The organism is Ensifer sp. BR816 (assembly GCF_000378985.1).
Taxonomy (GTDB): Bacteria; Pseudomonadota; Alphaproteobacteria; order Rhizobiales; family Rhizobiaceae; genus Sinorhizobium.
This window is the reverse complement of record NZ_KB905370.1, coordinates 760,066-785,729: the sequence shown is the minus strand read 5'-3', so window position 1 is coordinate 785,729 and position 25,664 is coordinate 760,066. Positions and strand designations below refer to the sequence as shown.

Annotated in this window: 23 protein-coding genes; 13 read left to right on the top strand and 10 right to left on the bottom strand. The window is 64.0% G+C overall.

Annotated features, from left to right (window positions below):
* From RHIBR816_RS38220 to pheT, 8 genes are all read left to right on the top strand, one after another.
* The coding region (locus RHIBR816_RS38220; RefSeq protein WP_210163045.1) for a hypothetical protein at nt 1-226 on the top strand (226 nt) is incomplete at its 5' end.
* A 101-nt stretch (nt 227-327) separates the two neighbouring features.
* Nucleotides 328-693, top strand: coding sequence for a PepSY domain-containing protein (locus tag RHIBR816_RS0103760; protein ID WP_245262554.1), 366 nt, complete (start codon nt 328-330; stop codon nt 691-693).
* 7 nt (nt 694-700) lie between these two features.
* Nucleotides 701-1,366 (top strand): response regulator transcription factor, encoded by a 666-nt coding sequence (locus RHIBR816_RS0103755; RefSeq protein ID WP_018235200.1) that lies wholly within the window; start codon nt 701-703, stop codon nt 1,364-1,366.
* Nucleotides 1,363-2,733 (top strand): sensor histidine kinase, encoded by a 1,371-nt coding sequence (locus RHIBR816_RS0103750; RefSeq protein ID WP_018235199.1) that lies wholly within the window; start codon nt 1,363-1,365, stop codon nt 2,731-2,733. The genes RHIBR816_RS0103755 and RHIBR816_RS0103750 overlap by 4 nt, the downstream gene beginning before the upstream one ends.
* Before the next feature lie 160 nt (nt 2,734-2,893).
* Nucleotides 2,894-3,097 carry a 50S ribosomal protein L35 gene (rpmI, locus tag RHIBR816_RS0103745; RefSeq protein ID WP_012710090.1) on the top strand — a complete coding sequence of 68 codons (204 nt, stop codon included), beginning with the start codon at nt 2,894-2,896 and terminating at the stop codon, nt 3,095-3,097.
* Between the two features lie 38 nt (nt 3,098-3,135).
* Nucleotides 3,136-3,540 (top strand): 50S ribosomal protein L20, encoded by a 405-nt coding sequence (gene rplT / locus RHIBR816_RS0103740; protein ID WP_012710091.1) that lies wholly within the window; start codon nt 3,136-3,138, stop codon nt 3,538-3,540.
* Between the two features lie 153 nt (nt 3,541-3,693).
* Nucleotides 3,694-4,776, top strand: a complete 1,083-nt coding sequence (gene pheS, locus RHIBR816_RS0103735) for a phenylalanine--tRNA ligase subunit alpha (protein ID WP_026186614.1) — start codon at nt 3,694-3,696, stop codon at nt 4,774-4,776.
* Nucleotides 4,777-4,810: 34 nt separating this feature from the next.
* Nucleotides 4,811-7,237: a phenylalanine--tRNA ligase subunit beta gene (pheT, locus tag RHIBR816_RS0103730; RefSeq protein WP_018235197.1), complete on the top strand. Its 2,427-nt coding sequence runs from the start codon at nt 4,811-4,813 to the stop codon at nt 7,235-7,237.
* A 367-nt stretch (nt 7,238-7,604) separates the two neighbouring features.
* On the opposite strand, the gene RHIBR816_RS0103725 is transcribed toward pheT, so the two are convergent.
* The 10 genes from RHIBR816_RS0103725 to RHIBR816_RS0103680 all read right to left on the bottom strand — a co-directional run bounded on the left by RHIBR816_RS0103725 (nt 7,605) and on the right by RHIBR816_RS0103680 (nt 18,471).
* Nucleotides 7,605-8,210, bottom strand: coding sequence for a deaminase (locus RHIBR816_RS0103725; RefSeq protein WP_018235196.1), 606 nt, complete (start codon nt 8,208-8,210; stop codon nt 7,605-7,607).
* A gap of 54 nt (nt 8,211-8,264) precedes the next feature.
* On the bottom strand, nt 8,265-9,737 hold the full coding sequence (locus tag RHIBR816_RS0103720; protein ID WP_026186613.1) for a nucleobase:cation symporter-2 family protein: 1,473 nt from the start codon (nt 9,735-9,737) through the stop codon (nt 8,265-8,267).
* A 279-nt stretch (nt 9,738-10,016) separates the two neighbouring features.
* Nucleotides 10,017-11,741, bottom strand: a complete 1,725-nt coding sequence (locus RHIBR816_RS0103715; RefSeq protein ID WP_018235194.1) for an ABC transporter substrate-binding protein — start codon at nt 11,739-11,741, stop codon at nt 10,017-10,019.
* Nucleotides 11,742-11,820: 79 nt separating this feature from the next.
* Nucleotides 11,821-12,102 (bottom strand): DUF2160 domain-containing protein, encoded by a 282-nt coding sequence (locus tag RHIBR816_RS0103710; RefSeq protein WP_018235193.1) that lies wholly within the window; start codon nt 12,100-12,102, stop codon nt 11,821-11,823.
* 30 nt (nt 12,103-12,132) lie between these two features.
* On the bottom strand, nt 12,133-12,957 hold the full coding sequence (locus RHIBR816_RS0103705) for a carbohydrate ABC transporter permease (protein WP_018235192.1): 825 nt from the start codon (nt 12,955-12,957) through the stop codon (nt 12,133-12,135).
* A 21-nt stretch (nt 12,958-12,978) separates the two neighbouring features.
* Nucleotides 12,979-13,845 carry a carbohydrate ABC transporter permease gene (locus tag RHIBR816_RS0103700; protein WP_018235191.1) on the bottom strand — a complete coding sequence of 289 codons (867 nt, stop codon included), beginning with the start codon at nt 13,843-13,845 and terminating at the stop codon, nt 12,979-12,981.
* 1 nt (nt 13,846) lies between these two features.
* Nucleotides 13,847-14,917: an ABC transporter ATP-binding protein gene (locus RHIBR816_RS0103695; protein ID WP_018235190.1), complete on the bottom strand. Its 1,071-nt coding sequence runs from the start codon at nt 14,915-14,917 to the stop codon at nt 13,847-13,849.
* A 22-nt stretch (nt 14,918-14,939) separates the two neighbouring features.
* On the bottom strand, nt 14,940-16,010 hold the full coding sequence (locus RHIBR816_RS0103690; RefSeq protein WP_018235189.1) for an ABC transporter ATP-binding protein: 1,071 nt from the start codon (nt 16,008-16,010) through the stop codon (nt 14,940-14,942).
* A 48-nt stretch (nt 16,011-16,058) separates the two neighbouring features.
* Complete coding sequence (gene glpD, locus RHIBR816_RS0103685) at nt 16,059-17,576, bottom strand: glycerol-3-phosphate dehydrogenase (protein WP_018235188.1); 1,518 nt, start codon at nt 17,574-17,576, stop codon at nt 16,059-16,061.
* A 130-nt stretch (nt 17,577-17,706) separates the two neighbouring features.
* Nucleotides 17,707-18,471, bottom strand: a complete 765-nt coding sequence (locus tag RHIBR816_RS0103680; RefSeq protein WP_018235187.1) for a DeoR/GlpR family DNA-binding transcription regulator — start codon at nt 18,469-18,471, stop codon at nt 17,707-17,709.
* Between the two features lie 175 nt (nt 18,472-18,646).
* Between RHIBR816_RS0103680 and RHIBR816_RS0103675 the strand changes: the two genes are divergently transcribed.
* The 5 genes from RHIBR816_RS0103675 (at nt 18,647) to fdhF (ending at nt 25,659) form a co-directional block, all read left to right on the top strand.
* Complete coding sequence (locus RHIBR816_RS0103675) at nt 18,647-19,417, top strand: SDR family NAD(P)-dependent oxidoreductase (RefSeq protein ID WP_018235186.1); 771 nt, start codon at nt 18,647-18,649, stop codon at nt 19,415-19,417.
* A gap of 33 nt (nt 19,418-19,450) precedes the next feature.
* Nucleotides 19,451-20,347 carry a LysR family transcriptional regulator gene (locus tag RHIBR816_RS0103670; RefSeq protein ID WP_018235185.1) on the top strand — a complete coding sequence of 299 codons (897 nt, stop codon included), beginning with the start codon at nt 19,451-19,453 and terminating at the stop codon, nt 20,345-20,347.
* A gap of 173 nt (nt 20,348-20,520) precedes the next feature.
* The gene (locus RHIBR816_RS0103665; RefSeq protein ID WP_018235184.1) at nt 20,521-21,000 is read left to right on the top strand and encodes a formate dehydrogenase subunit gamma; all 480 of its coding nucleotides are present in this window, start codon (nt 20,521-20,523) and stop codon (nt 20,998-21,000) included.
* A complete protein-coding gene (locus RHIBR816_RS0103660) occupies nt 20,997-22,553 on the top strand; it encodes an NADH-quinone oxidoreductase subunit NuoF (protein WP_018235183.1) in 1,557 nt (518 codons plus the stop codon). Before RHIBR816_RS0103665 ends, RHIBR816_RS0103660 begins: the two co-directional genes overlap by 4 nt.
* Before the next feature lie 226 nt (nt 22,554-22,779).
* The gene (gene fdhF / locus RHIBR816_RS0103650; RefSeq protein ID WP_018235181.1) at nt 22,780-25,659 is read left to right on the top strand and encodes a formate dehydrogenase subunit alpha; all 2,880 of its coding nucleotides are present in this window, start codon (nt 22,780-22,782) and stop codon (nt 25,657-25,659) included.
* Nucleotides 25,660-25,664: the final 5 nt, after the last annotated feature.

Genomic DNA, 25,664 nt, shown 5'->3' with positions numbered 1-25,664 from the left:
GGTGGCGGCGGCGAAGGCGGAACTCCAGCGGGGAACTGATCCGCTTTCGGCTGAGCCTTTCACTGCGGCGGTGGCTTTCGCCATCGCCGTAGTCGTCAAATTCGTGCCTCTTGCAGCATTCCCGCTGCGAGGGGCGCATCCGCTTCAGCAAAAATCGAAGCGCCACCCGTGTTTCGGTCACTTTTCTGACCGATGTTGCCGCGACCTGTTATCGAGGGGACAATGAGAGACCAAATCTGCCTTGGGCGGGCTGCGCCGCCGCGGCCCTCTTTGCCGATGCGGCGAAGTCTGGCTGCGTTTCTTTGCTGGTCGTTGGCGTCGTGTATCGTGCCGTTGTCCGCGAGCGGGGCCGCTTTGGCCGACGACGGCAAGAGCGGCCGCGACAAGTCGGGTGCCGGCGGCAGCGCCGCCGATACCGGTACCGGCGGCGAGAGCCCGTCAGGCCCCGAGGACAACGGGAACCGGGAAACCGGGGGCCAGGAGGATGCGCGCGAGGCCGTCGTCAAGGGGGAGATCCTGCCGCTCAGGAAACTGCTCGCCCTCGTCGATCGCGATCGCTACGGCATGGTCATCGCGGTCGATCTGGTGCGGTACATGGGGAGCGCCATCTATCGGCTGAAGACACGTGATGGCGCAGGCGTCATCCGCGATTTGAGGATCGATGCGCGCACCGGCAGATTCGTGAAATTCTGAGGCAGACATGCGCATACTTCTGGCAGAGGACGATCCCAATATCGCTGGCCATGTCCGCGGCAAGCTCGAGGCCGAAGGCTACGCGGTCGATACGCTTGCGCACGGCCCCGACATTTGGGAGAGGGGCGAAGACGGCGGCTATGCGGCCATCATCCTCGACCTCGGCCTGCCCGGCCTCGATGGATTGTCGATCCTCAAGCGCTGGCGCCACGACGGCGTCGAAACGCCCGTCGTGGTCCTGACTGCCCGCGGATCCTGGATGGAACGCGTCGACGGTTTCGAGGCCGGCGCCGACGACTACATACCCAAGCCGTTTCGAGCCGAGGAACTGCTGGCGCGGCTGCGGGCGCTGCTGCGGCGCGCCGGCCCGCGTTTCCAGGTCATCAAGTCGGCGGGCCGCTTTACGCTTGACGAGGCGACCCGCCGCGTCACCTTCGACGGCGAGGCGCTCGAACTCAGCCCGCTCGAATTCCGGATGGTTGCCTACTTCATCGAACGCAAGGGCGAGGTGCTCAGCCCGCTCGAACTGGCAGGCCATGTCCAGGGACGCGACGACGATTCGGCCAAGAATGCCGTCGAAGCGATGGTCGCCCGTTTGCGCCGCAAGACCGAAAGCGGCGCCATCGAGACGCGGCGCGGTTTCGGCTATCTCCTGCCGGACGCCCCTGCATGATGCGCTCGCTGCGGCTGCGACTGGCGGTCGGAGCGGTAATCGCGATCGGCCTTGTCTTGCTCGTGGCATGGCTTTCCCTGACGCGGCTGTTCACCGACCACGTGGTCGGGCGCTACCGCAGCGAGATGATGACGACCGTCGACACGCTCGCCGCCGAACTCGCCGTGCGGGGCGGCAAGCTAGTGCTCGCCCGCGAGCCGGCCGATCCGCGTTTCGACCTGCCGAACGGCGGCCGCTATTGGCAGATCTCGCCGGTCGACGGCAACGATATGCTGCGGTCGCGCTCGCTTTGGGACGTGTCGATCGATCCCGGCGCGCCGCCCAGCCTCCACTATGAGGGGTTTACCACCAGCGAAGGTCCGGACGGGCGTCCGATGCTGGTGCACAGCCAAACGCTGTCGCTTGGCGAGGATGCCCGGCCGGTCCGCTTCGTCGCGTCAGCGGCGTTTCCGCAGCGGGAACTGGACGAGGCGCTGGGGGATTTCCAGGCGCCGTTGCGGCTGATGCTGCTTGCCACCGCCGGGGTCCTGGCCGCCGCCGCCTTTTTCCAGAATGCCATAGGGCTTGTACCGCTCCGCCGCCTCAGCGAGCGGGCGGCTGCCGTGCGCGCCGGCCGCGAACGGGATTTCGGGACCTCCGGCCCGAGCGAGGTGCAGCCGCTGGTCAGCGAGATCAATCTCCTCCTCAAGGAGCGCGAAGAGGCGGTCGAGCGCGCGCGTGCCCGCGCCAGCGATCTCGCCCATGGCCTCAAGACGCCGCTGACGGTGCTGGCGCAGCTTGCCGATCGGCTTCCGCCGGAGGATCGCGCCTTGGCGCTCAGACAGGTGGAACTCGCCCGCCAGCGGGCCGACCGGCAGCTGCAGGCCGCGCGCATGGGCGTCGAGCGGATGGCGACGACGTCGGTCATGGGGCTCGGCGGCAAGCTTGTCAGCGTCCTTCGTCCCGTCACAGCCGAGCGGAACGTCGCCTGGGAGGTCTCGATCGACGGCTCGCTCTCTCTTGACGTCGATCCGGCCGACCTTGCCGAGTGCCTCGGCAATCTCCTCGACAACGCCGCCAAATGGGCGCGCTCCTTCATCCGCTTCTCGGCACGCCGGGCGAACGATGCGATCACCATCGTGATCGAGGACGACGGGCCCGGCATTGCCGAGCGGGACCGCGAGGCGATCCTCAAACGCGGCGCGCGGATCGACAGCACCGACGAGCGGGAACCGGAAGGCACCGGGCTGGGTCTGGCGATCAGTGCGGATATCGCCGACGCCTACGGCGCCTCCTTGATCCTCGATCAGTCTGATCTCGGAGGGCTGAGAGCGCGGCTGACCTTTCCTGTCAGGGTCGTGCGGCGTCCGTTGCGCGGCCCCGCCTGACGCCGTGGGCTCAGGATCTACTGGCGGCTTGCGCTTTTGCGGGACTTCGGCTACAAGCCCTCGTCCGAACGGTCCGGCAGGGCATGCCGTGGCCGTTCTTAACGCTGGAAACCAGCCTCGTCAGCCGGTTTCGCATATCAAAGAACAATGGAGTAGCAAAATGCCCAAGATGAAGACGAAGTCGTCTGCCAAGAAGCGGTTCAAGGTCACCGCTACTGGCAAGGTGCGCGCTGCCGCTGCTGGCAAGCGCCACGGCATGATCAAGCGTACCAACAAGTTCATTCGCGACGCGCGCGGGACCATGGTTCTCGCCGAGCCTGATGGCAAGAAGGTCGTAAAGAACTACCTGCCGAACGGTCTCTGAGACTTCAGGCATATTGGACACGTTAAGGAGATCATGACATGGCACGTGTAAAACGCGGTGTAACCGCCCACGCCAAGCACAAGAAGACGCTCAAGGCCGCCAAGGGTTTCTACGGCCGCCGCAAGAACACGATCCGCGCCGCCAAGGCAGCGGTCGATCGTTCCAAGCAGTACGCCTACCGCGACCGCAAGGTTAACAAGCGCAATTTCCGCGCCCTCTGGATCCAGCGCATCAACGCTGCTGTCCGTGAATTCGGCCTGACCTACGGCCGCTTCATCGACGGCCTGAACAAGGCTGGCATCGAAGTCGACCGCAAGGTTCTGTCCGACATGGCGATCCATGAGCCGGCAGCATTCGGCGCGCTCGTCGAGGCTTCCAAGAAGGCGCTTGCCTATCTCAAGGAAGCCGGCACGGCAAACGAGTTTGAAAGCGCTGTCCGTTAAGCCAGCGTTTTCCCAAGACCGTTTCTGAAATTGTTGGGAAACCCGCGCTGGCAGGGCTGGCGCGGGTTTTTCTTGTTCGGCTCGATCGCCGGCGATCCCATCGCTGAAGTGCTTGAACCGATACCGAACCATTCCCGCATCGAGGCAGACAGAATGAGCGAATTGGAGACATTGGAACGGACGTTGCTGGCGGAAATCGATGCCGCCGCCGACGAGGGAGCGATCGAGGCGTTGCGCGTCGGCGCGCTCGGCAAGAAGGGTTCGATATCGGAACTCTTGAAGACGCTCGGCACGATGAGCCCGGACGAGCGCCAGACCCGCGGCGCCCGCATCAATGCGCTGAAGAATATCGTCAGCGAGGCGATTTCGGCCCGGAAGCTCGCCCTCAAGGATGCGGCGATCGCCGAACGTCTGGCGCGCGAGACCGTGGATATCAGCCTGCCGGTCCGCTCCTCGCCCGCCGAGCGTGGCCGCATCCATCCGATCAGCCAGATCGTCGACGAGATCACCGCCATCTTCGGCGACATGGGCTTCTCGATCGCCGAGGGGCCGGACATCGAGACGGACTATTACAACTTTACCGCCTTGAACTTCCCCGAGGGCCATCCCGCCCGCGAGATGCACGACACGTTCTTCTTCCAGCCGGACGAGAAGGGCGAGCGCAAGGTGCTGCGCACGCACACTTCGCCGGTGCAAATTCGCACGATGGAAGCTGAGCAGCCGCCGATCCGCATCATCATTCCCGGCAAGACCTATCGCCAGGATTCCGACGCCACCCATTCGCCGATGTTCCATCAGGTCGAGGGCCTGGTCATCGACAAGACGGCGAACGTCGCCAACATGCGCTGGGTGCTGGAAGAATTCTGCAAGGCCTTCTTCGAGGTGGACCAGGTGACGATGCGCTTCCGCCCATCCTTCTTCCCCTTCACCGAGCCGTCCTTCGAGGTCGATATCCAGTGCGATCGCTCTGGCCCGATCGTCAAGTTCGGTGAAGGCAAGGACTGGATGGAAATCCTCGGCTGCGGCATGGTGCACCCGAATGTCTTACGCGCCGGCGGCCTCGATCCGGACGAGTATCAGGGCTTCGCCTGGGGCATGGGCCTCGACCGTATCGCCATGCTCAAATACGGCATGCCGGACCTGCGCGACTTCTTCAACGCCGATGTCCGCTGGATGACCCATTACGGCTTCCGCCCGCTCGACATGCCGACGCTGTTCGGCGGCCTCTCTGCTTAGTTTGGCGTGAAAATATTAGGACACAGGTGAAATCATGAAGTTCACGCTTTCCTGGCTGAAGGACCATCTGGAAACCGACGCCTCGCTCGAGGAAATCTGCGCCCGCCTGACGATGATCGGGCTCGAGGTCGAGGACGTCGATGACAAGGCCGCCTTCAAGCCCTTTGTCATCGCCAAGATCGTCTCCGCCGAACAGCACCCGAACGCCGACAAGCTGAGGGTGCTGATGGTCGATACCGGCAACGGCGCGCCGGTGCAGGTGGTCTGCGGCGCGCCGAACGCGCGCAAGGGTCTCGTCGGCGCCTTTGCCGCCCCCGGCACCTATGTGCCCGGCATCGACGTGACGCTCTCGGTGGGTAATATCCGCGGCGTCGAAAGCCGCGGCATGATGTGCTCGGAAAAGGAGTTGGAGATTTCCGACGACCATACCGGCATCATCGACCTGCCCGAGGACGCCCCGCTCGGCACCAGCTACGCGGCTTACGCGGGCCTCGACGATCCGGTCATCGAAATCAACCTGACGCCGAACCGCCCGGATTGCACGAGCGTTCACGGCATTGCCCGTGACCTCGCCGCCTCCGGTCTCGGTACTCTGAAGACGCGGGCGGCGCCGTCATTCCCCGTCGAAGGCGCAACGCCGGTCAAGGTAACACTCGAGCTTGGCGAAGACAGGCATCTCTGCCCCGGTTTCGCGCTGCGCCTGGTGCGCGGCGTCAAGAACGGCCCGAGCCCGGCCTGGATGCGCCAGCGGCTGACGGCGATCGGTCTTCGGCCGATCAACGCGCTGGTCGACATCACCAACTACCTCACCTTCGATCAGGGCCGCCCGCTGCATGTCTTCGACGCGGCCAAGGTCGCCGGCAACCTGACGGTTCGCCGCGCCAAGGAAGGCGAGAAGGTGCTGGCGCTCGATACGCGCGAATACACGCTGTCGGCTGCCAATGTGGTGATCGCCGACGAGGATGGCGTCGAATCGATCGGTGGCGTCATGGGCGGCGAGCATTCCGGCTGCGACGAGGCGACCACCGACGTGCTGATCGAATCGGCGCTCTGGGACCCGATGAACATCGCCAAGACCGGCCGCACCCTCGGCATCATCACCGATGCGCGCTACCGTTTCGAGCGGGGCGTCGATCCGGAATACATGGTGCCGGGCCTCGAACGCGCGACCGAACTGGTGCTGGAGCTCTGCGGCGGTACAGCCGCGAAACTGGATGTCGTCGGCTATGACGGCGACACGGCCAAGGTCGTCGACTTCCCGGTCTCGGAAGTGAAGCGGCTCACCGGCCTCGAAGTATCCTCCGAGGAGAGCATCTCGATCCTGCAGAAACTCGGCTTCGGCGTCGAGGGCTCCGGCGAGCGCCTGTGTGTCACCGTGCCTTCCTGGCGGCCCGACGTCGACGGCAAGGCGGACCTCGTCGAGGAAGTGATGCGCATCCATGGCGTCGACAACATCGTCGCCGCAGCCTTGCCGAGCCACAACGCCGTCAACGGCAAGATCCTGACGACGCTGCAGATCCGCACCCGCCAGGCGAGACGTGCGCTTGCAAGCCGCGGCATGCTCGAAGCGGTTACCTGGTCCTTCATCTCGGAGGAGCAGGCGAAGCTCTTCGGCGGCGGCCAGGCGGCGCTGAAGCTCGCCAACCCGATCGCCGCCGACATGTCCGACATGCGGCCGTCGCTCTTGCCGGGTCTTCTGACCGCCGCGCAGCGCAATGCCGACAAGGGCTATGGCGACGTGGCGATCTTCGAAGTGTCCGGCACCTATGAGGGCGACACGCCCGAGGCGCAGCGCCGTGTCGCCGGCGGCGTCCGCCGTGGCACCGCATCGATGAACGGCGCCGGCCGGCTCTGGTCGAATGCCGCCAAGGGCGGCGGCAAGCCTGTCGACGTCTTCGACGCCAAGGCCGACGCGATCGCTGTCCTGGAGGCCTGCGGCGTGCCGATGGGCAATGTCCAGTTCGAGGCCGGCGGCCCGGCCTGGTACCATCCCGGCCGCTCCGGCACGATCAAGCTCGGCCCGAAGATCGTGCTCGGTGCCTTCGGCGAGTTCCACCCGAAGACGCTCGACGCGCTCGATGTCTCCGGCCCGATCGCCGGCTTCGAGATCTATGTCGATGCCATGCCGGAGCCGAAGAAGAAGACGACGCGCACCAAGCCAGCGCTGGAGCTCTCGCCCTTCCAGGCGGTCAAGCGCGACTTCGCCTTTGTCGTCGACAAGCAAATCGAGGCGGGCGCTGTCGTCCGGGCCGCATCCGGCGCCGACCGGAAGCTGGTGACAGCTGTCAACGTCTTCGACGTCTTCGAGGGCGCCTCGCTCGGCGAGGGCAAGAAGTCGATCGCCATCGAGGTCACGATCCAGCCGGTCGAGCGAACGCTCACCGACGAGGACTTCGAGGCACTGACCTCGCGGATCGTCGCCAACGTCGCCAAGTCCACCGGCGGCGTGCTGCGCGCCTGAGGAAGGGCGGTACGGCCAGAGTGAGACGGAGCGGCGGCGAATGCCTCTCAAGATTCGCGCCGAGGCCGAAGACCATCCGGCCGCGAGCGGACTGCCCCTCATCCCGCTGCCGCGAACTTCTCCCCGCAAGCGGGGCGAAGGGACTTGCCGCGCCGCCCAAATCCCCACTCCCCGCCTGCGGGGAGGGGGTTAGTCCTCGGGTAAGTCCGAGGAGAGGGGCATTCTTACGACCAGATCTCGAACTGGGAATTCGCCCGTTCAGTCCTCCGTTAAAAGCGGATGAGTTCACAGAGGTTCGCGCCGAAGCCCTCCCGGCAGGATGGATGCTTCGGTCCTGATCGAGATGATGCGATCTCCCGCAGAGCCGCTAGTTCAGCGGAATGGCGTTGTTCTCCTTCCCGGCCTGGTAGGCGGCTGAGAGTTCGGCGTATGTGCGGGTGATCGCCTCGGCGCGCTGTTGAAGCCGGTCACGGTCGGGCTCGGGAATGGTGGCAATCAGATCGTGGATCGACTGACCTTTCCAGAAGGCGTTCGTCCGATTGTAGCCGCCCGGCTCCAGCGTGAAGACTTCCTTGAGGATCTTCAGGTCGTGCGGGATCGAAAAGGAGTCGCGCGAATCCTCGTGGCTGAAGAAATAGTAGAAATTGTCGAAGCCCGCCCAGGTGATCGCCGACAAGCACATCGAACAGGGTTCGTGCGTCGACAGGAAAATGAGGTCGCGCGAATCCGGGCGTTCGGTGCCCGCCAATTCGTAGAACCGCTTCAAGGTATGCACTTCGCCGTGCCAGAGCGGATTCTCGGTTTCGTTGTTGGTCTCGACGAGGACGATCGAGAGGTCGGATTTCCTCAGCAGTGCGGCACCGAAGATCTTGTTGCCGGCGGCGACCCCGGCTTCCGTCGCCGGGATGATCCCGTCTTCCATCGTGGTCAGAAGGGCTTCGAGCAGCCCGAGCACTTCGTGTTGTTGTTGCATGATTGTTCCTTGTTGTGTCCGCGTCGCTCGGGCGAGACGACAATTCGATGTGGATCAGTGCGCTTCCGACGCGATCACCGGCACCTCGATGCCTTTCGCGTCGTAGAGCTTGCCATTGAGGAAGTAGTCGCCATCGTGCAGCCGCGCGATGTCCTGGTACCGGAGCGTCCGCTCCGTCCCGGCGACAAAGACCGATTGCTGGTCGGAGTTGCCGGTGGTCAGGTGGTTGAAGATCAGATTGAGGCTGATCGCCATCAAGGCGGCGGAACTGATGCCGGAATGGAAGATCGTCGCGAACCAGGCCGGGAAGTGCTCGTAGAAGCCGGGGGAGGCGATCGGGATCATGCCGAAGCCGATTGAGGTGGCGACGATAACGAGGTTCATATTGTTGTTGTAGTCGACCTTTGAGAGTGTCCGGATGCCACTCGCCGCAACCGTGCCGAAGAGCACGATGCCGGCGCCACCGAGCACGGCGCTCGGAACCGCTGCGACGATGCGGCCCATGACCGGCAGCAGGCCGAGCATCACGAGAAACAGCCCGCCGGTCGCCACCACGTAGCGGCTCTTGACGCCGGTGACCGCCACCAGCCCGACATTCTGGGCAAAGGCGCTCTGGGTGAAGGAGCCGAAGACCGGCGCGATGAGGCTCGACAGCATGTCCGCCCTCAGGCCGTCGCCGAGGCGGCGCGAATCCACTTTCGTCTCGATGATTTCGCCGACGGCAAGGATATCTGCCGAGGTCTCGACCAGCGTCACCATGATGACGATGAACATCGACACGATCGCGGCAATCTCGAAGGTCGGATAGCCGAAGTGAAAGATTGTCGGAAGTGCGAAGAACTGTCCTTCGGCGACCCGCGAAAAATCGGCCATGCCGGCGAAGTAGGCGATGCCGGTGCCGATGATCAGCGCCAGCAGGATCGAGAGCCGCGAGATCGCGGCGCTTCCGAGCTTGCTGAGCAAAAGCACGATGACGAGTGTTACCGCCGCAAGCTGGATGTTGGCCGGACTGCCGAAGTCCGGTGCGGCGCTGTTGCCGCCCATCGCCCAGCGTGCCGCGACCGGCATCAGCGTCAAGCCGATGGTGGTAATCACGATGCCCGTGACGAGCGGCGGGAAGAAGCGGGTGACCCGCGAAAAGATCGGCGTGATCAGAAGACCGATCAGCGATGCGGCCATGACCGCGCCCAGCACCGACTGCATGCCGCCATTGCCGGAAATGGCGATCATCGTCGCGACGCCGGAAAACGAAACCCCCTGGACCAGTGGCAACCGGCTCCCAAAGAAGGGCAGGCCGAGCGTCTGCAGGATTGTGGCGAGGCCGCCGGCAAAAAGCGACGCCGTGACGAGCAGGCCGATCTCGCCGGGACTGAGGCCGGCCGCCTGACCGAGGATCAGCGGCACGGCAACGATGCCGCCATACATTGTAAGCACGTGCTGCAGGCCATAGGCCAGGTTGGCGCCGATGCCGAGCTTCTCATCCTCCGGGCGCGCTTGCGCCGCAGTTTCCTCTGCGCTGTTTGCCAAGGTAATCTCCTCCAATACCTTTGCGTGCATTCCCCACACCTCCTCCACGAGATGGGTGGCAAACTATGGCATCGGCTGCGGAGCCTGACTTTATCGAAAAAGGGGAAACAGTTTACGGTTGCAACGCGGTAATGCGTTCGATCAGGTCCGATGCGCGAACAATGGACCGGCTCCCCGCCGCAAGGAAAGCGAAAACCGGAGCTGTTGCCAGCCCCGGCGCGCCGCATCTCCGTTCGTGTGCGCCGCCCGAACATCCGGGCGGCGCTTTTCTCGCTGGACTTAGTTGGTCTGCCAGCTCTTGACCAGCTCGTCGTAGTTGACGGTGACCGGCTTTTCCTTCTCGTTCTCGACCTTCAGCTGCGGCGCGAGGTTGCCGGCCTTCACCGCTTCCGCGTTCCAGTATTCGAGGTCGTGCTCTTCGGCGAGCTTCGGACCGATATCGCCCTGGATGCCGGCGCGCTCGAGGCGCTGCAGCACCTTCTCCTGCTCGGCGCAAAGCGAGTCCATCGCTTCCTGCGCGGTCTTGGCGCCGGAAGACGCATCGCCGATCGCCTGCCACCACAGCTGTGCCAGCTTCGGATAGTCAGGCACGTTCGTGCCGGTCGGCGACCATTGCAGGCGGGCCGGTGAACGGTAGAACTCGATCAGGCCGCCGAGCTTCGGTGCGCGCTCGGTGAAGCTCGGATGGTCGAGCGTCGACTGGCGGATGAAGGTGAGGCCGACATGGCTCTTCTTCACGTCGAGGGTCTTCGAGGTGACGAACTGCGCATAGAGCCAGGCGGCCTTGGCGCGGTCGTCCGGGGTCGACTTCAGCAGCGTCCAGGAGCCGGCGTCCTGATAGCCGAGCTTCATGCCGTCTTTCCAGTAGACGCCATGCGGCGAGGGGGCCATGCGCCATTTCGGCGTGCCGTCGGCGTTGACGACCGGCAGGCCGTCCTTGACCATGTCTGCGGTGAACGCCGTGTACCAGAACATCTGCTGGGCGATCGCACCCTGAGCCGGCACCGGACCGGACTCGGAGAAGGTCATCCCTTGAGCTTCCGGCGGAGCGTAGCTCTTCAGCCAGGTCAGGTACTTGTCGATCGAGTATACCGCGGCCGGGCCGTTCGTGTCGCCGCCACGTGCGACGCAGGAGCCGACCGGACGGGAATTCTCGTCGACCTTGATGCCCCACTCGTCGACCGGGCGGCCGTTCGGGATGCCCTTGTCGCCGTTGCCGGCCATCGACAGCCAGGCGTCGGTGAAGCGCCAGCCGAGCGACGGGTCCTTCTTGCCGTAGTCCATGTGGCCATAGACCTTCTTGCCGTCGATCTCGCGGCCGTTGAAGAATTCGGCAATGTCCTCATAGGCCGACCAGTTGACCGGAACGCCGAGGTCGTAGCCGTACTTGGCCTTGAACTCTTCCTGGATCTTCGGGTCGTTGAACCAGTCGTAGCGGAACCAATAGAGGTTGGCGAACTGCTGGTCGGGAAGCTGGTAGAGCTTGCCGTCCGGAGCGGTGGTGAAGGATTTGCCGATGAAGTCGTCGATGTCGAGATTCGGGTTGGTGACGTCCTTGCCTTCGTTGGCCATCCAGTCGGTCAGGTTGCGAGCCTGCTGGTAGCGCCAATGGGTGCCGATCAGGTCAGAATCGTTGATATAGGCGTCATAGACGTTTTCGCCCGACTGCATCTGCGTCTGCAGCTTTTCGACGACGTCGCCTTCGCCGATCAGGTCGTGGGTGATCTTGATGCCGGTGATCGCGGTGAAGGCAGGCGCCAGCACCTTCGATTCGTATTCATGGGTGGTGATCGTTTCGGAAACGACCTTGATTTCCAGGCCGGCAAACGGCTTCGCCGCATCGACGAACCATTGCATTTCCGCTTCCTGGGCGCCGCGGTCGAGCGAAGAGAGATCGCCGACTTCCTTGTCCAGGAACTGCTTTGCCTCATCCATGCCGGCGAAGGCCGAGCCGGTAAGTGCCAGCAGCATGGCCGCCGTCGTTGTCAAAAGGTGCCGTCGCATAAATTTCCTCCCTTTGGGTTTTGCGATTGCGTTTCCTTGCAGTTTCGAAGGGCGCAACCGCGCCCCTCATTCCGATGCCTCAGACGTAGCGGAACACGCCGATGGCGTAGATCACCGAGAGGGCGAGCGCCCACCAGAGATTTGCGCCGACCAGCCCCAGCCAGGCGAGGTGAATGAATGCGCTTCCGAGCAGCGAGACGAAGAGCCGGTCGCCACGGGTCGTCTCGAAGCGCAGGATGCCGACGCGCGGGTTGCCGCCCGGCGAGACATATTCCCAGACGCCCATGCCGAAGAGCATCAGCGCGATCGTTAGGAAGAACAGCGCCGTCGGCAGCGTCCAGGCCATCCATGAAAAGTCCATGTGCGAAATCTCCCTAGAGTGGTCGGAGGTCTAGACGCGGCCGAGCGCGAAGCCCTTGGCGATGTAGTTGCGGACGAAGTAGATGACGAGCGCGCCGGGGATGATCGTCAGCACGCCGGCGGCGGCGAGCACGCCCCAGTCGAGGCCGGAGGCCGAGACCGTGCGCGTCATGGTGGCGGCAATCGGCTTGGCGTCGGTCGTCGTCAGCGTGCGGGCGATCAGGAGTTCGACCCAGGAGAACATGAAGCAGAAGAAGGCGGCGACACCGATGCCCGAGGCGATCAACGGCACGAAGATCTTCACGAAGAAGCGTGGGAAGGAATAGCCGTCGATATAGGCGGTCTCGTCGATCTCCTTCGGCACGCCCGACATGAAGCCTTCCAGGATCCAGACGGCGAGCGGCACGTTGAACAGGCAGTGCGCAATCGCCACCGCGATATGGGTGTCGATCAGGCCGAAGGCGGAATAGAGCTGGAAGAAGGGCAGCGCGAAAACCGCCGGCGGCGCCATCCGGTTGGTCAAAAGCCAGAAGAACAGGTGCTTGTCGCCGAGGAAGCGGTAGCGAGAGAAGGCGTAGGCCGCCGGCAGCGCCACGCTGACCGAGATCAGCGTGTTCATCACCACGTAGGTGATCGAGTTGATGTAGCCGTTGTACCACGAGGGATCGGTGAAGATCACCGCGTAATTGCGAAGCGTCGGGTTCTGCGGCCACAGCGAAAAGGTGCTGAGGATCTCGCTCGTCTCCTTGAAGCTCATGTTGACGAGCCAGTAGATCGGCAGGAGCAGGAAGACGATATAGATCGTCGGCACCAGCCAGGAGAGGCGCTGCGAAAGTGGTTGTTTGTTGGTCATCATGATGGTTCCTCCCTCCTGTTCTCAGCCCTGCGCGTCGCTCGTGGTCATCACGGTGTAGAAGATCCACGAGAGCAGCAGGATGATGAGGAAGTAGATGATCGAGAGGGCTGCGGCGGGGCCGAGGTCGAACTGGCCGATCGCCATCTTGACGAGATCGATCGACAGGAAGGTGGTCGAGTTGCCCGGACCGCCGCCGGTAACGACGAAGGGCTCCGTATAGATCATGAAACTGTCCATGAAGCGCAGCAGGAAGGCGATCAGCAGCACGCGCTTCATCTTCGGAAGCTGGATGTAACGGAACACGGACCAGCGCGAGGCGCCGTCGATCTTGGCGGCCTGGTAATAGGCATCCGGGATCGAGACGAGGCCGGCATAGCAGAGCAGCACGACGAGGCTGGTCCAGTGCCAGACATCCATGATGATCAGCGTCACCCAGGCGTCGAGCGGGTTCTGCACGTAATTGTAGTTGATGCCGAGCGTGGCGAGCGTGCGGCCGAGCAGGCCGATGTCGACGCGGCCGAAGACCTGCCAGATGGTGCCGACGACGTTCCACGGGATCAACAGCGGCAGCGCCATCAGCACGAGGCAGATCGGCACGCCGATGCCCTTCTTCGGCATGTTGAGGGCAATCACGATGCCGAGCGGGATCTCGATCGCCAATATGATCGCCGAGAAGATCAGGTTGCGGGTGAGCGCATCCCAGAAGCGGTCGGATTCGAGCACGTCCAGGAACCAGTCGGTGCCGGCCCAGAAGAACTCGTTGTTGCCGAACGTGTCCTGTACCGAATAGTTGACGACGGTCATCAGCGGGATCACCGCCGAGAAGGCGACGAGCACCAGAACCGGCAGGACCATGAACCAGGCCTTGTTGTTCCAGGTCTTTTCCATGTCAGGCCTCCTCGCCGACGCGCCAGGAATCGGCGTAGATATTGATGGCCTTCGGATCGAAGGTGACGCGCGGCTCGGCGGGGATCTCGCCGTCTTCGTCGACGATGATCGAGATCGGCCGGTCGGCGAAACGGGCGCGGACGATCTTGTGCCGGCCGATGTCCTCGACCTTGGTGATCGCCACCGGCATGCCGTCGCGGCCGAGCGAGATGAATTCCGGGCGAATGCCGAGTTCGGTCTTGGCGCCTGCCGCGACCTTCGGCTGGAAGGTGAGGGCGATGCTCTCGCCGCCGACAGCTGCCCTGTTGCCGGCGATCTCGGCCGGCAGGACGTTCATGCCCGGCGAACCGATGAAATAGCCGACGAAGGTGTGGCGCGGCCGCTCGAAGAGTTCGGCCGGCGTGCCGATCTGGACGATCTGGCCGTCATACATGACGACGACCTTGTCGGCGAAGGTCAGCGCCTCGGTCTGGTCGTGGGTGACATAGACCATGGTGAAGCCGAACTGCTTGTGCAGCCGCTTGATCTGCGAGCGCAGCACCCATTTCATCTCGGGATCGATGACGGTCAGCGGCTCGTCGAAAAGGATGGCGCTGACATCGGAGCGCACCAGGCCGCGGCCGAGCGAGATCTTCTGCTTCTGGTCGGCCGTCAGGCCACGCGCCGTCTTGTTCGCCCAGCCGCCGAGGCCGGTCATCTCGATGATTTCCTTGACGCGGCGGTCGACTTCCGTCTCCGGCACATGGCGGTTGCGCAGCGGAAAGGCGAGATTGTCGTAGACGGTCATCGTGTCGTAGATGACCGGAAACTGGAACACCTGGGCAATGTTGCGGTGCTGCGTCGTCAGATGCGTGACATCGGTGCCGTCGAAGAGGATGCGGCCTTCCGACGGGTTGATCAGCCCGGAAATGATGTTGAGCAGCGTGGTCTTGCCGCAGCCCGAAGGGCCGAGCAGCGCGTAGGCGCCGCCGTCGTTCCATTCGTGATGGACTTCCTTCAGCGCGTAGTCGGCTTCCGACTTCGGCTTGGCGCCATAGGCGTGGCGGATATGTTCGAGATTGATGCGTGCCATGGTCTCCTCCCAGCGCCTCCCTTTAAGCGGTTCCGCCGATCGCCCGGCCATCAGGCCCGAAGGCCATCAGGTGGCGGGTGTCGACGAAGACCTCGAGGGTCGCGTCCGGTTCGATGTCGTGAACGCCGGGAGCCAGCATGACCCAGCGCGCGTCGGCGTAGCCGACGTGAATGAAGCTTTCCGACCCGGCGATTTCGGAAATGGCCGTCTTGACCGTGAGCGAGTTGCCGCTGCCGTCCGGCCGGTCGAAAGAGATGTGGTGCGGCTGAAAGGCGACCGTACACGGCCCGTCGGAGACCGCGGCAAGATGCGGGGGAACGGAAAGGACCGGCTTACCTTCGAGCGCGAAATGCGAACCCGCTTTGACCAGTTCGATCGTGTTCAGCGGCGGATCGGCGAAGGTGCGCGCGGTGACGATGTCGACCGGGCGGCGGTAGACGTCGATGGTGCGGCCGAACTGGGTGATGCGCCCCTCGCTCAACGAGGCCGTGTTGCCGCCCAATAGCAGCGCCTCCGAAGGTTCGGTCGTCGCGTAGACGAAGATGGCGCCCGAGGCGGCGAAGATCTTCGGCAGTTCCTCGCGCAGTTCCTCGCGCAGCTTGTAATCGAGATTGGCGAGCGGCTCGTCGAGCAGCACCAGATCGGCATTCTTGACGATAGCTCGGGCGAGTGCGGTGCGCTGCTGCTGACCGCCCGAGAGGTTGAGCGGCGTACGGTCAAGATAGGGGGTGAGCTTGAGGAGTTCGGCGGCCTTGCGGACCTCCCGGTCGATCGTGGCGTTGTCGGCACCCTTGATGCGCATCGGCGAGGCGATGTTGTCGTAGACCGTCATCGCCGGATAGTTGATGAACTGCTGGTAGACCATCGCAACCGAGCGGCTCTGCACCCGCAGCCCGGTGACGTCGGCGCCGTCGAAATGGATCGAACCGGAGGCTGGCTTGTCGAGACCGGCCATAAGCCGCATCAGCGACGTCTTGCCGGACAGCGTCGGGCCGAGCAGCACGTTGAGCGACCCCCGCTCCAGCGCAAGGTTGGTCGGGTGAATATGCGTCTCCCCGCCCACGACCTTGGATATGTTCTTCATTTCAAGCATTGAATTCTCCGGTGTTCCACCCAGCCATCGGCAGTTTCAATAAGGACGTCAGGCAGCGGCGTTGACCGCGCCGCGCATGTAGTCCTCCAGTTCCGCGGTCTCTGCCGGCGTGAGCTTCAAACCCAGTTTCGTGCGGCGCCAGAGCACGTCCTCGGCGCTGCGCGCCCATTCCTGCCCGATCAGCCATGAGACCTCGACCTCGTAGAGATCGGCACCGAAGCGCCGCCCGAGATCGGCCTCGCTCGCAGCGTGGCCGAGCAGATTTGCCGCCAGCGTGCCGTAGAGCCGGACCAGCCGGCGAGCATGCGAGGCTGCGAGAAAAGGGTAGCGCGCCTTCAGCAAATCGACTTCGGTGTCGTAGCCGGTTACCGGGAAGTCCCCGCCCGGCAGGCGCGACGCGGCCGTCCATCCATTGCCCTTCGCCCCAATCGCCTCGCCGATCTTCTCGAGCGCCGATTCGGCCAACCGCCGATAGGTCGTCAGCTTGCCGCCGAAGACGTTGAGAAGCGGCGCCTGGCCGTTCTGGGCTTCAAGGCGCAGGACATAGTCGCGGGTCGCCTCCTGCGCCTTGCTTGCCCCATCGTCGAAGAGCGGGCGGACGGCCGAATAGGTCCAGACGATATCCTCCCTGGTTACCGGGTCGCTGAAATACTCGCTCGCCGAGGCGCAGAGATAGTCGATCTCGGCATCGCTGATGCGCGCCTCCGCGAGGTTGCCGGCAAAATCCCGGTCGGTGGTTCCGATCAGGGTTAAATCGTCCTGGTAAGGGATCGCGAACATGATGCGCCCGTCCGGATTCTGGAAGAAATAGGCGCGCGGATCGTCGAAGCGTTTCCTCACGACGATATGGCTGCCCTGGACGAGGCGGACATTGTGGACATCGTTCTTGCCGATCGCGTCGGCGAGCACCCGGTCCACCCAGGGACCGGTGGCGTTGACGAGCAGGCGGGCGCGGATGGTTTCACGCGTTCCCGTCTGTGTGTCCTCGGTTTCGATCGCCCAGCGACCACTGTCGCGCCGGGCCGAGACGACGCGGGTCCGGGCCATGATGCGGGCGCCGCGATCGGCGGCGTCGCGGGCGTTCAGCACCACCAGGCGGGCGTCATCGACCCAGCCGTCGGAATATTCGAAGGCCTTGGTGAAGAGACGCTTCAGCGGCGCGGCGGCGGGATCGCGGGTCATGTCCAGCGTGCTCGTCGCCGGCAAGAGCTTGCGCCCGCCGATATGGTCGTAGAGGAAGAGCCCGAGGCGGATCAGCCAGGCGGGGCGCAGCCCGCCCTTGTGATAGGGAAGGACGAAGCGCATCGGCCAGATGACGTGCGGCGCCATCGCCCAGAGCACCTCGCGCTCCATCAGCGCCTCGCGCACCAGCCGAAATTCGTAATGCTCGAGATAGCGCAGGCCGCCATGGATGAGCTTGGTGGAGCCGGACGAGGTGCCGGAGGCGAAATCGTTCATCTCGGCGAGCGCCACGGAATATCCCCGGCCGACCGCATCACGCGCAATGCCGCATCCGTTGATGCCGCCGCCTATGACAAAGACGTCGAAGATTGCCTGCTCTGACACCGTGATTTCCCCTCCACTTTTCGCAATGCACAAATTGATGCGATCGCGAAAGTGAAGGCAGTTAAAACGAAAACATTTCGAATGTCAAACGAATGTTTCCCGAATCTGGCGGAGCAGGCGTTCGGTGCGATCAGGCCTCGGTTTCGACCAGCTTCACGCCTTGCTCGGAACAGATTTTCCGAACGTTTTCAACGATGCAACGGTCGGTGATGAAGGTCTGGACCTGGGAAATGTGGCCGATCCTGACCGGTGCGGTGCGTTCGAACTTCGTCGAATCCGAAACGAGGATGACGTGGCGTGCATTGGCGATGATCGCCTGTGCGACTTTCACTTCGCGGTAATCGAAATCGAGAAGCGCACCGTCATGGTCGATCGCGGAGGCGCCGATGACGGCGAAATCGACCTTGAACTGCCTGATGAAATCGACCGCCGCCTCGCCGACGATGCCGCCGTCCGAACCGCGCACGACGCCGCCGGCGATCACCACCTCGATCGAGGGATAGATGCGCAACCGATTGGCGACATTGATATTATTGGTGATGACCATCAACTCCCTGTGGTCGAGCAGCGCCTCGCCAACCGCTTCGGTAGTGGTGCCGATATTGATGAACAGCGACGCGTTGTCGGGAATAAGAGCGGCAGCGGCGCGGCCGATCGCCTGCTTTTCCGACGCGGCGATCTGGCGGCGGGCGTCGTATTTCACATTCTCCTTGCCGCTCGGAAAGATCGCGCCGCCGTGAATGCGGTTCAAGACCCTGGCATCGCAGAGGTCGTTCAGGTCCTTGCGGATCGTTTGCGGCGTTACCGAGAAACGGTGGGCAAGTTCCTCGACGAGCACGCGGCCTTCAGCCTTTGCCAGGTCCAGAATCTCCGCTTGCCGTCCGGTGAGATACATGCTTCGCTCCCTCTGCTTTCGTTTACCTTCATAATATGCAAAAACGAAAGCCGTGCAATTTCAGAATCAGCGATTGGTTGCGAATTCGATCTTCGGGTCACAATCGCCGAAACCAACCATTGCAATCCATCGTGCGCTGCGCCAGCGTGGCTTTTCTAGAGGGAGGAGGCCAACCATGTATCATCCGGCCTTGTTCAAGGGCGTGAATGTGGTGGTGACCGGCGCCGGCCGGGGCATCGGCCTCGAGGTCGCCCGGCAGTTCCTCGATTGCGGTGCGCGGGTTCTCATCCATGCCGGCCGGACGATTTCCGGCACGCGCCCCGATTTTCTCGAGCTGGCGGCGGCTGAAGGCAGGGCAATCCTCTCGGCGGCGGATTTTCTTGCCGCCGGCGGCGTCGAGAGCCTCGCCGACGAGGTGAGGAACCGCTTCGACAGCCTCGACGTGCTCGTCAATAACGCCGGCACCATGGTTGGTCGTTTTCCGGCGGCGGACCTGACCGACGATCAATACCGAACGATCGTCCAGCTCAATCAGACCTCCGTCGTGGAGATGACCCGAGCGATGCTGCCGCTGTTGCGCAAGGGCACGCACCCGGCGATCGTCAACACCGTGTCGATCTCGGCGCGCTCCGGCGGCAGCGCCGGTTCGTCGATCTATTCGGCCACCAAGGCCTTCATCGCCACCTATTCCAGGGCGCTTGCGCGCGAGCTGGCGCCGGAAGGCATCCGTGTCAATTGCGTCTCGCCCGGCACGATCACCACCGATTTCCACGAGCGCTACTCGACCGCGGAAAAGCTCGAGGCGACGCGCAGGTCGATCCCGCTCGGGCGGCTCGGAACCGCGGAAGACTGCGCCCCCGCCTATCTCTTTCTCGCCTCGCATGCGCTTTCCGGCTATATCACCGGCCAGGTGCTGGAGGTGAACGGCGGGCAGTTGATCGCTTGAGCGGCCATTCGAAATCGATTCTAAAGGCCAGGCATGATCGATAAGCTGGAGTTCTTTCTCGTCCTCGCCCGCGAACGGCATTTCGGTCGCGCGGCGGAGGAGTGCGGCGTGACGCAGCCGACGCTCTCGGCGGCGATTCGCCAGCTCGAGGACCAGCTCGGCGTCATCCTCGTCAATCGCGGCTCGCGCTTTCAGGGGTTGACCCCCGAGGGCCAGCGGGTGCTTGAATGGGCGCGGCGGATTGTCGGCGATACCCGCACCATGCGCGAGGAGATGCGGGCGGCGCGCAAGGGTCTCTCTGGCCATATTCGCCTTGCCGCCATCCCGACGACCCTCTCGATGGTGCCGCTCATCACCGCGCCATTCCAGGAAAAGCATCCCGACGTCACCTTCTCGGTGCTTTCGACCACCTCGCTGCAGATCCTGGCGCTCCTCGAAAATCTCGAGATCGATGCGGGGCTCACCTATCTGGAGAACGAACCGCTCGGCCGCGTCACCAGCGTACCGCTGCAGATCGAGCAATATCATCTGGTTACTGCCGCCGGCACGGCGCTTTCGGATCGCGAAAGCGTGACCTGGAAAGAGGTTAGCAATATTCGGCTTTGTCTATTGACGGCCGACATGCAGAACCGGCGCATCATCAATCAGCATTTTGCCGAAGCCGGGGCGGTGGCGAGCCCGACGCTCGAATCGAACTCGATGATCGTGCTCTTTTCGCATGTCCGGACCGGCCGGTGGGCGACCATCATGCCCTATAACGTCGCGAAATCATTCGGTTTTCACGAGGATATCCGGATGATCCCGATCATTGAGCCGGACGTGCGCCACACGGTTGGCCTGGTCGCGACCTATCGTGAGCCGTTTACGCCGTTGGTCTCGGCGCTGCTGCACGAGGCGCGCATTCTCAGCGAGCGCAACGCTGTTCAATAGATTTTTTCTATCGATCAACGGAACAGCATTATTGACCCTTTCGGCCTTAAGCGCGAAGCTTGTTGTCTGTGCAGAGGCCGAAGAGGCTCCGATCTCTGCAAGAGCGTATGAAATCCGGTGCAGGGCGGTCCGGCAGACCTTGCTATGCGCCGCGAGCCGGGAGGGCTCTTCGCGTGAATATTCATCTGCACGGCGCAGACGTGACCGAGCGTACGCTGGCGATTGTCGGCGAACTCAAGGGGCTGGAAGGCCCGCTCCTGCCGATCCTGCACGAGATCCAGGACGAGTTCGGCTATGTGCCGGAGGAGTGCCTGCCGGTCCTCGCGCGCGAGCTCAACCTGTCGCGCGCCGAAGTCTACGGCGTCGTCACCTTCTATCATGATTTCCGCAAGCATCCGGCCGGGCGGCATGTGCTGAAGCTCTGTCGCGCCGAGGCCTGTCAGTCGATGGGCGGCGACCGGCTTGCGGAGCGTGCCAAGGCGCTGCTCGGCATCGATTTCCACGAGACGACGCCGGACGGCGCCGTGACGCTCGAGCCGGTCTACTGTCTCGGGCTCTGTTCCTGCTCGCCGTCGGCGATGCTCGACGGCGAGGTGCATGCGCGGCTCGACGATGCCGAACTGGAAGCGCTTGTCGCGGAGGCACGCCGATGACCGTGAAGATCTACATTCCACGCGATGCAGCGGCCCTTGCACTTGGCGCCGAAAAGGTTGCGACGGCGATGGCCGAGGCAATCGCCGCCCGTGGCCTCGACGCCACGATCGTCCGCAACGGCTCGCGCGGCATGCACTGGCTGGAACCGCTCGTCGAGGTCGAAACCGCCGAAGGCCGCATCGCCTATGGTCCGGTCAAGGCGCGCGACGTCGCCTCGCTTCTCGATTCGGGCTTGCTTTCCGGTGGCACGCATCCGCTCTGTCTTGGCAAGACGGAAGAAATCCCCTTCCTCAAGAACCAGACGCGGCTGACCTTCGCCCGCTGCGGGGTCACCGATCCCCTCTCGCTCGACGACTATCGCACCCACGGTGGCTTGCGCGGCCTTGAGAAGGCCGTCTCGATGCAGCCGGCGGCGATCGTTGCCGAGGTCACCGAAAGCGGCCTGCGCGGTCGCGGCGGCGCCGGCTTCCCGACCGGCATCAAGTGGAAGACCGTTCTCGAGGCCCAGGGCGCGCAGAAATACATCGTCTGCAACGCCGACGAGGGCGATAGCGGCACCTTCGCCGACCGGATGATCATGGAAGGCGACCCCTTCGTGTTGATCGAAGGCATGGCGATCGCCGGCATCGCCACCGGTGCGACCAAGGGTTACATCTATACCCGATCCGAATACCCGCATGCCATTGCCGCGATGAGCGCTGCGATCGAGAACGCCCGCGCCGCCGGCGTGCTCGGCGCCTCGGTGCTCGGTTCCGCCCACGCCTTCGACATGGAGGTCAGGACAGGGGCGGGCGCCTATGTCTGCGGCGAGGAAACCTCGCTCTTGAACAGCCTCGAGGGCAAGCGCGGGCTGGTGCGCGCCAAGCCGCCGCTGCCGGCCCACAAGGGCCTGTTCGACCGTCCGACGGTGATCAACAACGTCATCTCGCTCGCCTCGGTGCCGGTCATCATGGACAAGGGCGCTGCCTACTACCGCGACTTCGGCATGGGAAGGTCTCGCGGTACGATCCCGATCCAGATCGCCGGCAACGTCAAGCATGCCGGACTTTACGAAACCGCCTTCGGCCTGACGCTCGGCGAGATCGTCGACGAAATCGGCGGCGGCACGGCGAGCGGCCGGCCGGTCAAGGCGGTGCAGGTCGGTGGTCCGCTCGGCGCCTATTTCCCGCGGGCGCTGTTCGACACGCCTTTCGACTACGAGGCCTTCGCCGCGAAGGACGGGTTGATCGGCCATGCCGGCATCGTCGTCTTCGACGACACGGCCGACATGCTGAAGCAGGCCCGCTTCGCGATGGAGTTCTGCGCGGTCGAGAGCTGCGGTAAGTGCACGCCCTGCCGCATTGGCTCGACGCGCGGTGTCGAGGTGGCGGACAAGATCGCGGCCGGCATCGAACCGGAGAAGAACCGCGAACTGCTCGCCGATCTCTGCAACACGATGAAGTTCGGCTCGCTCTGCGCCCTCGGCGGCTTCACGCCCTATCCGGTGATGAGCGCCATGACGCATTTCCCGGAGGATTTCGCGCCGGCGCCGGTGGTGGAGGCTGCGGAATGATGAACGCGGCGAGCACCCCCCTCTGGCCTGCCGGCCATCTCCCCCACAAGGGGGGAGATCGACTCGCGGCGCCCCGCCCGCTGCCGCCAAAACGATTCCGCGAGTGGACCCCTCTGCTGGGGACGCAGATCGTGCCACATCCATTCTCCCCCCTTGTGGGGGAGATGCCCGGCAGGGCAGAGGGGGGTGAGCCCTCGCTGAACGCAATTTCTCAGGAGGCCCGTTAATGTCTCTCATTCATGAAATCAATTACGGCACTCCTGCTTCCAAGTCCGAAAAGCTGGTGACGCTGACGATCGACGGGCAGGAAATCAGCGTGCCGGAAGGCACGTCGATCATGCGGGCGGCGATGGAAGCCGGTATCGAGGTGCCGAAGCTCTGTGCCTCCGACATGATGGATGCCTTCGGGTCCTGCCGCCTCTGTCTGGTCGAGATCGAGGGCCGGGCCGGCATGCCGGCCTCCTGCACGACGCCGGTCGCACAGGGCATCAGCGTTTCGACACAGACGCAGCGCCTGAAGGACGTCCGTCGCGGCGTCATGGAGCTTTACATCTCCGACCACCCGCTCGACTGCCTGACCTGTGCGGCCAATGGCGATTGCGAGCTGCAGGACATGGCGGGCGCCGTCGGCCTGCGCGACGTGCGCTACGGCTATGACGGGTCCAACCACGTCCAGGCGCGCAACAATGGCGAGATCAATCGCCAATGGGCGCCGAAGGATGAATCCAACCCGTATTTCACCTTTGATCCGGCGAAGTGCATCGTCTGCTCGCGCTGCGTGCGGGCCTGCGAGGAAGTGCAGGGCACCTTCGCGCTGACGATCAGCGGCCGCGGCTTCGATTCGCGCGTCTCGGCCGGCATGAGCGAGGATTTCGTCTCCTCCGAATGCGTCTCCTGCGGCGCCTGCGTGCAGGCCTGCCCGACGGCGACGCTGACGGAAAAGTCGGTGATCGAGATCGGCCAGCCGGAACATTCGGTCGTCACCACCTGCGCCTATTGCGGCGTCGGCTGCTCGTTCAAGGCGGAGATGCGCGGCGAGGAACTGGTGCGCATGGTGCCGTGGAAGGACGGCCAGGCGAACCGCGGCCATTCCTGCGTCAAGGGCCGTTTCGCCTATGGCTACTCCAGCCACAAGGACCGCATCCTCAATCCGATGATCCGCGAGAAGGTCAGCGATCCCTGGCGCGAGGTTACCTGGGAAGAGGCCTACGCGCATGTCGCGTCCGAGTTCCGCCGCATCCAGTACCAGTATGGCCGTGATTCCGTCGGCGGCATCACCTCGTCGCGCTGCACCAACGAGGAAACCTATCTGGTGCAGAAGCTGGTGCGTGCCGGCTTCGGCAACAACAATGTCGACACCTGCGCCCGCGTCTGCCATTCGCCGACCGGCTACGGCCTCAACCAGACCTTCGGCACCTCGGCCGGCACGCAGAATTTCGACAGTGTTGAGGAGACGGAGGTTGCGGTTATCATCGGCGCCAACCCGACCGACGGCCATCCGGTCTTCGCCTCGCGGCTGAAGAAACGGCTGCGCGAGGGCGCAAAGCTGATCGTCATCGATCCGCGCCGCATCGACCTCGTCCGCTCGGCCCATGTCGAAGCCTCGTACCACCTGCCGATCAAGCCCGGCACCAACGTCGCCATTCTGACGGCGCTCGCCCATGTCATCGTCACCGAGGGCCTCGCCAACGAGACCTTCATCCGCGAGCGCTGCGACTGGTCGGAATTTGAGGATTGGGCGGCGTTCGTCGCCGAGCCCTATCACAGCCCGGAGGCGACCGAAGCTTATACCGGCGTTCCGGCGGAGCTCGTGCGCGGTGCCGCGCGTCTGTACGCTACCGGCGGCAACGGCGCGATCTATTACGGCCTCGGCGTCACCGAGCACAGCCAGGGTTCGACGACGGTCATGGCGATCGCCAACCTCGCCATGGTGACCGGCAACATCGGCCGGCCGGGCGTCGGCGTCAATCCGCTGCGCGGCCAGAACAACGTGCAGGGCTCCTGCGACATGGGCTCCTTCCCGCACGAGCTGCCCGGCTACCGGCATATTTCCGACGACGCGACGCGCGAGACCTTCGAAAAGCTCTGGGGCGTGAGCTTGAGCAACGAGCCGGGCCTGCGCATCCCGAACATGCTTGACGCGGCGGTCGACGGCACCTTCAAGGGGCTCTACATCCAGGGCGAGGACATCCTGCAGTCCGATCCGGACACCAAGCACGTGGCCGCCGGCCTCGCGGCGATGGAGTGCGTCGTGGTGCAGGACCTCTTCCTCAACGAGACGGCCAACTACGCGCATGTCTTCCTGCCCGGCTCGACCTTCCTCGAAAAGGACGGCACCTTCACGAATGCCGAACGGCGCATCAATCGCGTCCGCAAGGTGATGCGGCCGAAGAACGGCTATGCCGACTGGGAGGTGACGCAGAAGATGGCGCAGGCCATGGGGCTCGACTGGAACTATCGCCACCCGTCCGAGATCATGGACGAGATCGCGGCGACGACGCCGACCTTCGCCTTGGTCTCTTATGACTATCTCGACAAGATGGGTTCGGTACAGTGGCCCTGCAACGAGAAGGCACCGCTTGGCTCGCCGATCATGCACGTCGACGGTTTCGTGCGCGGCAAGGGCAAGTTCATCCGCACGGAATATGTCGCCACGGACGAGAAGACCGGACCGCGCTTCCCGCTGCTGCTCACCACCGGCCGCATCCTCAGCCACTACAATGTCGGCGCCCAGACACGGCGCACCGACAACGTCGTCTGGCACCCGGAAGACCGGCTGGAGGTCCATCCGCACGATGCCGAGCAGCGCGGCATCCGCGACGGCGACTGGATACGGCTTGCCAGCCGCTCGGGCGAAACGACGTTGCGCGCACTCATCACCGATCGCGTCGCGCCGGGCGTCGTCTACACCACCTTCCACCATCCGACGACACAGGCGAACGTCATCACCACCGACTTCTCCGACTGGGCAACCAATTGCCCGGAATACAAGGTGACGGCGGTGCAGGTCTCGCCCTCAAACGGTCCTTCCGACTGGCAGGTCGACTATGACGAGCAGGCCCGCCAGTCGCGGCGGATCGCCGGCAAGCTGGAGGCGGCGGAGTAGGGGGC

What these genes read in the sequence shown, in the direction of transcription:
- RHIBR816_RS0103755 (WP_018235200.1), top strand. Translation starts at nt 701, where the DNA reads ATGCGCATACTTCTGGCAGAGGACGATCCCAATATCGCTGGCCATGTC.
- RHIBR816_RS0103750 (WP_018235199.1), top strand. Translation starts at nt 1,363, where the DNA reads ATGATGCGCTCGCTGCGGCTGCGACTGGCGGTCGGAGCGGTAATCGCG.
- rpmI (WP_012710090.1), top strand. Translation starts at nt 2,894, where the DNA reads ATGCCCAAGATGAAGACGAAGTCGTCTGCCAAGAAGCGGTTCAAGGTC.
- rplT (WP_012710091.1), top strand. Translation starts at nt 3,136, where the DNA reads ATGGCACGTGTAAAACGCGGTGTAACCGCCCACGCCAAGCACAAGAAG.
- pheS (WP_026186614.1), top strand. Translation starts at nt 3,694, where the DNA reads ATGAGCGAATTGGAGACATTGGAACGGACGTTGCTGGCGGAAATCGAT.
- pheT (WP_018235197.1), top strand. Translation starts at nt 4,811, where the DNA reads ATGAAGTTCACGCTTTCCTGGCTGAAGGACCATCTGGAAACCGACGCC.
- RHIBR816_RS0103725 (WP_018235196.1), bottom strand. Translation starts at nt 8,210, where the DNA reads ATGCAACAACAACACGAAGTGCTCGGGCTGCTCGAAGCCCTTCTGACC.
- RHIBR816_RS0103715 (WP_018235194.1), bottom strand. Translation starts at nt 11,741, where the DNA reads ATGCGACGGCACCTTTTGACAACGACGGCGGCCATGCTGCTGGCACTT.
- RHIBR816_RS0103710 (WP_018235193.1), bottom strand. Translation starts at nt 12,102, where the DNA reads ATGGACTTTTCATGGATGGCCTGGACGCTGCCGACGGCGCTGTTCTTC.
- RHIBR816_RS0103705 (WP_018235192.1), bottom strand. Translation starts at nt 12,957, where the DNA reads ATGATGACCAACAAACAACCACTTTCGCAGCGCCTCTCCTGGCTGGTG.
- RHIBR816_RS0103700 (WP_018235191.1), bottom strand. Translation starts at nt 13,845, where the DNA reads ATGGAAAAGACCTGGAACAACAAGGCCTGGTTCATGGTCCTGCCGGTT.
- RHIBR816_RS0103695 (WP_018235190.1), bottom strand. Translation starts at nt 14,917, where the DNA reads ATGGCACGCATCAATCTCGAACATATCCGCCACGCCTATGGCGCCAAG.
- RHIBR816_RS0103690 (WP_018235189.1), bottom strand. Translation starts at nt 16,010, where the DNA reads ATGCTTGAAATGAAGAACATATCCAAGGTCGTGGGCGGGGAGACGCAT.
- RHIBR816_RS0103680 (WP_018235187.1), bottom strand. Translation starts at nt 18,471, where the DNA reads ATGTATCTCACCGGACGGCAAGCGGAGATTCTGGACCTGGCAAAGGCT.
- RHIBR816_RS0103675 (WP_018235186.1), top strand. Translation starts at nt 18,647, where the DNA reads ATGTATCATCCGGCCTTGTTCAAGGGCGTGAATGTGGTGGTGACCGGC.
- RHIBR816_RS0103670 (WP_018235185.1), top strand. Translation starts at nt 19,451, where the DNA reads ATGATCGATAAGCTGGAGTTCTTTCTCGTCCTCGCCCGCGAACGGCAT.
- RHIBR816_RS0103660 (WP_018235183.1), top strand. Translation starts at nt 20,997, where the DNA reads ATGACCGTGAAGATCTACATTCCACGCGATGCAGCGGCCCTTGCACTT.
- fdhF (WP_018235181.1), top strand. Translation starts at nt 22,780, where the DNA reads ATGTCTCTCATTCATGAAATCAATTACGGCACTCCTGCTTCCAAGTCC.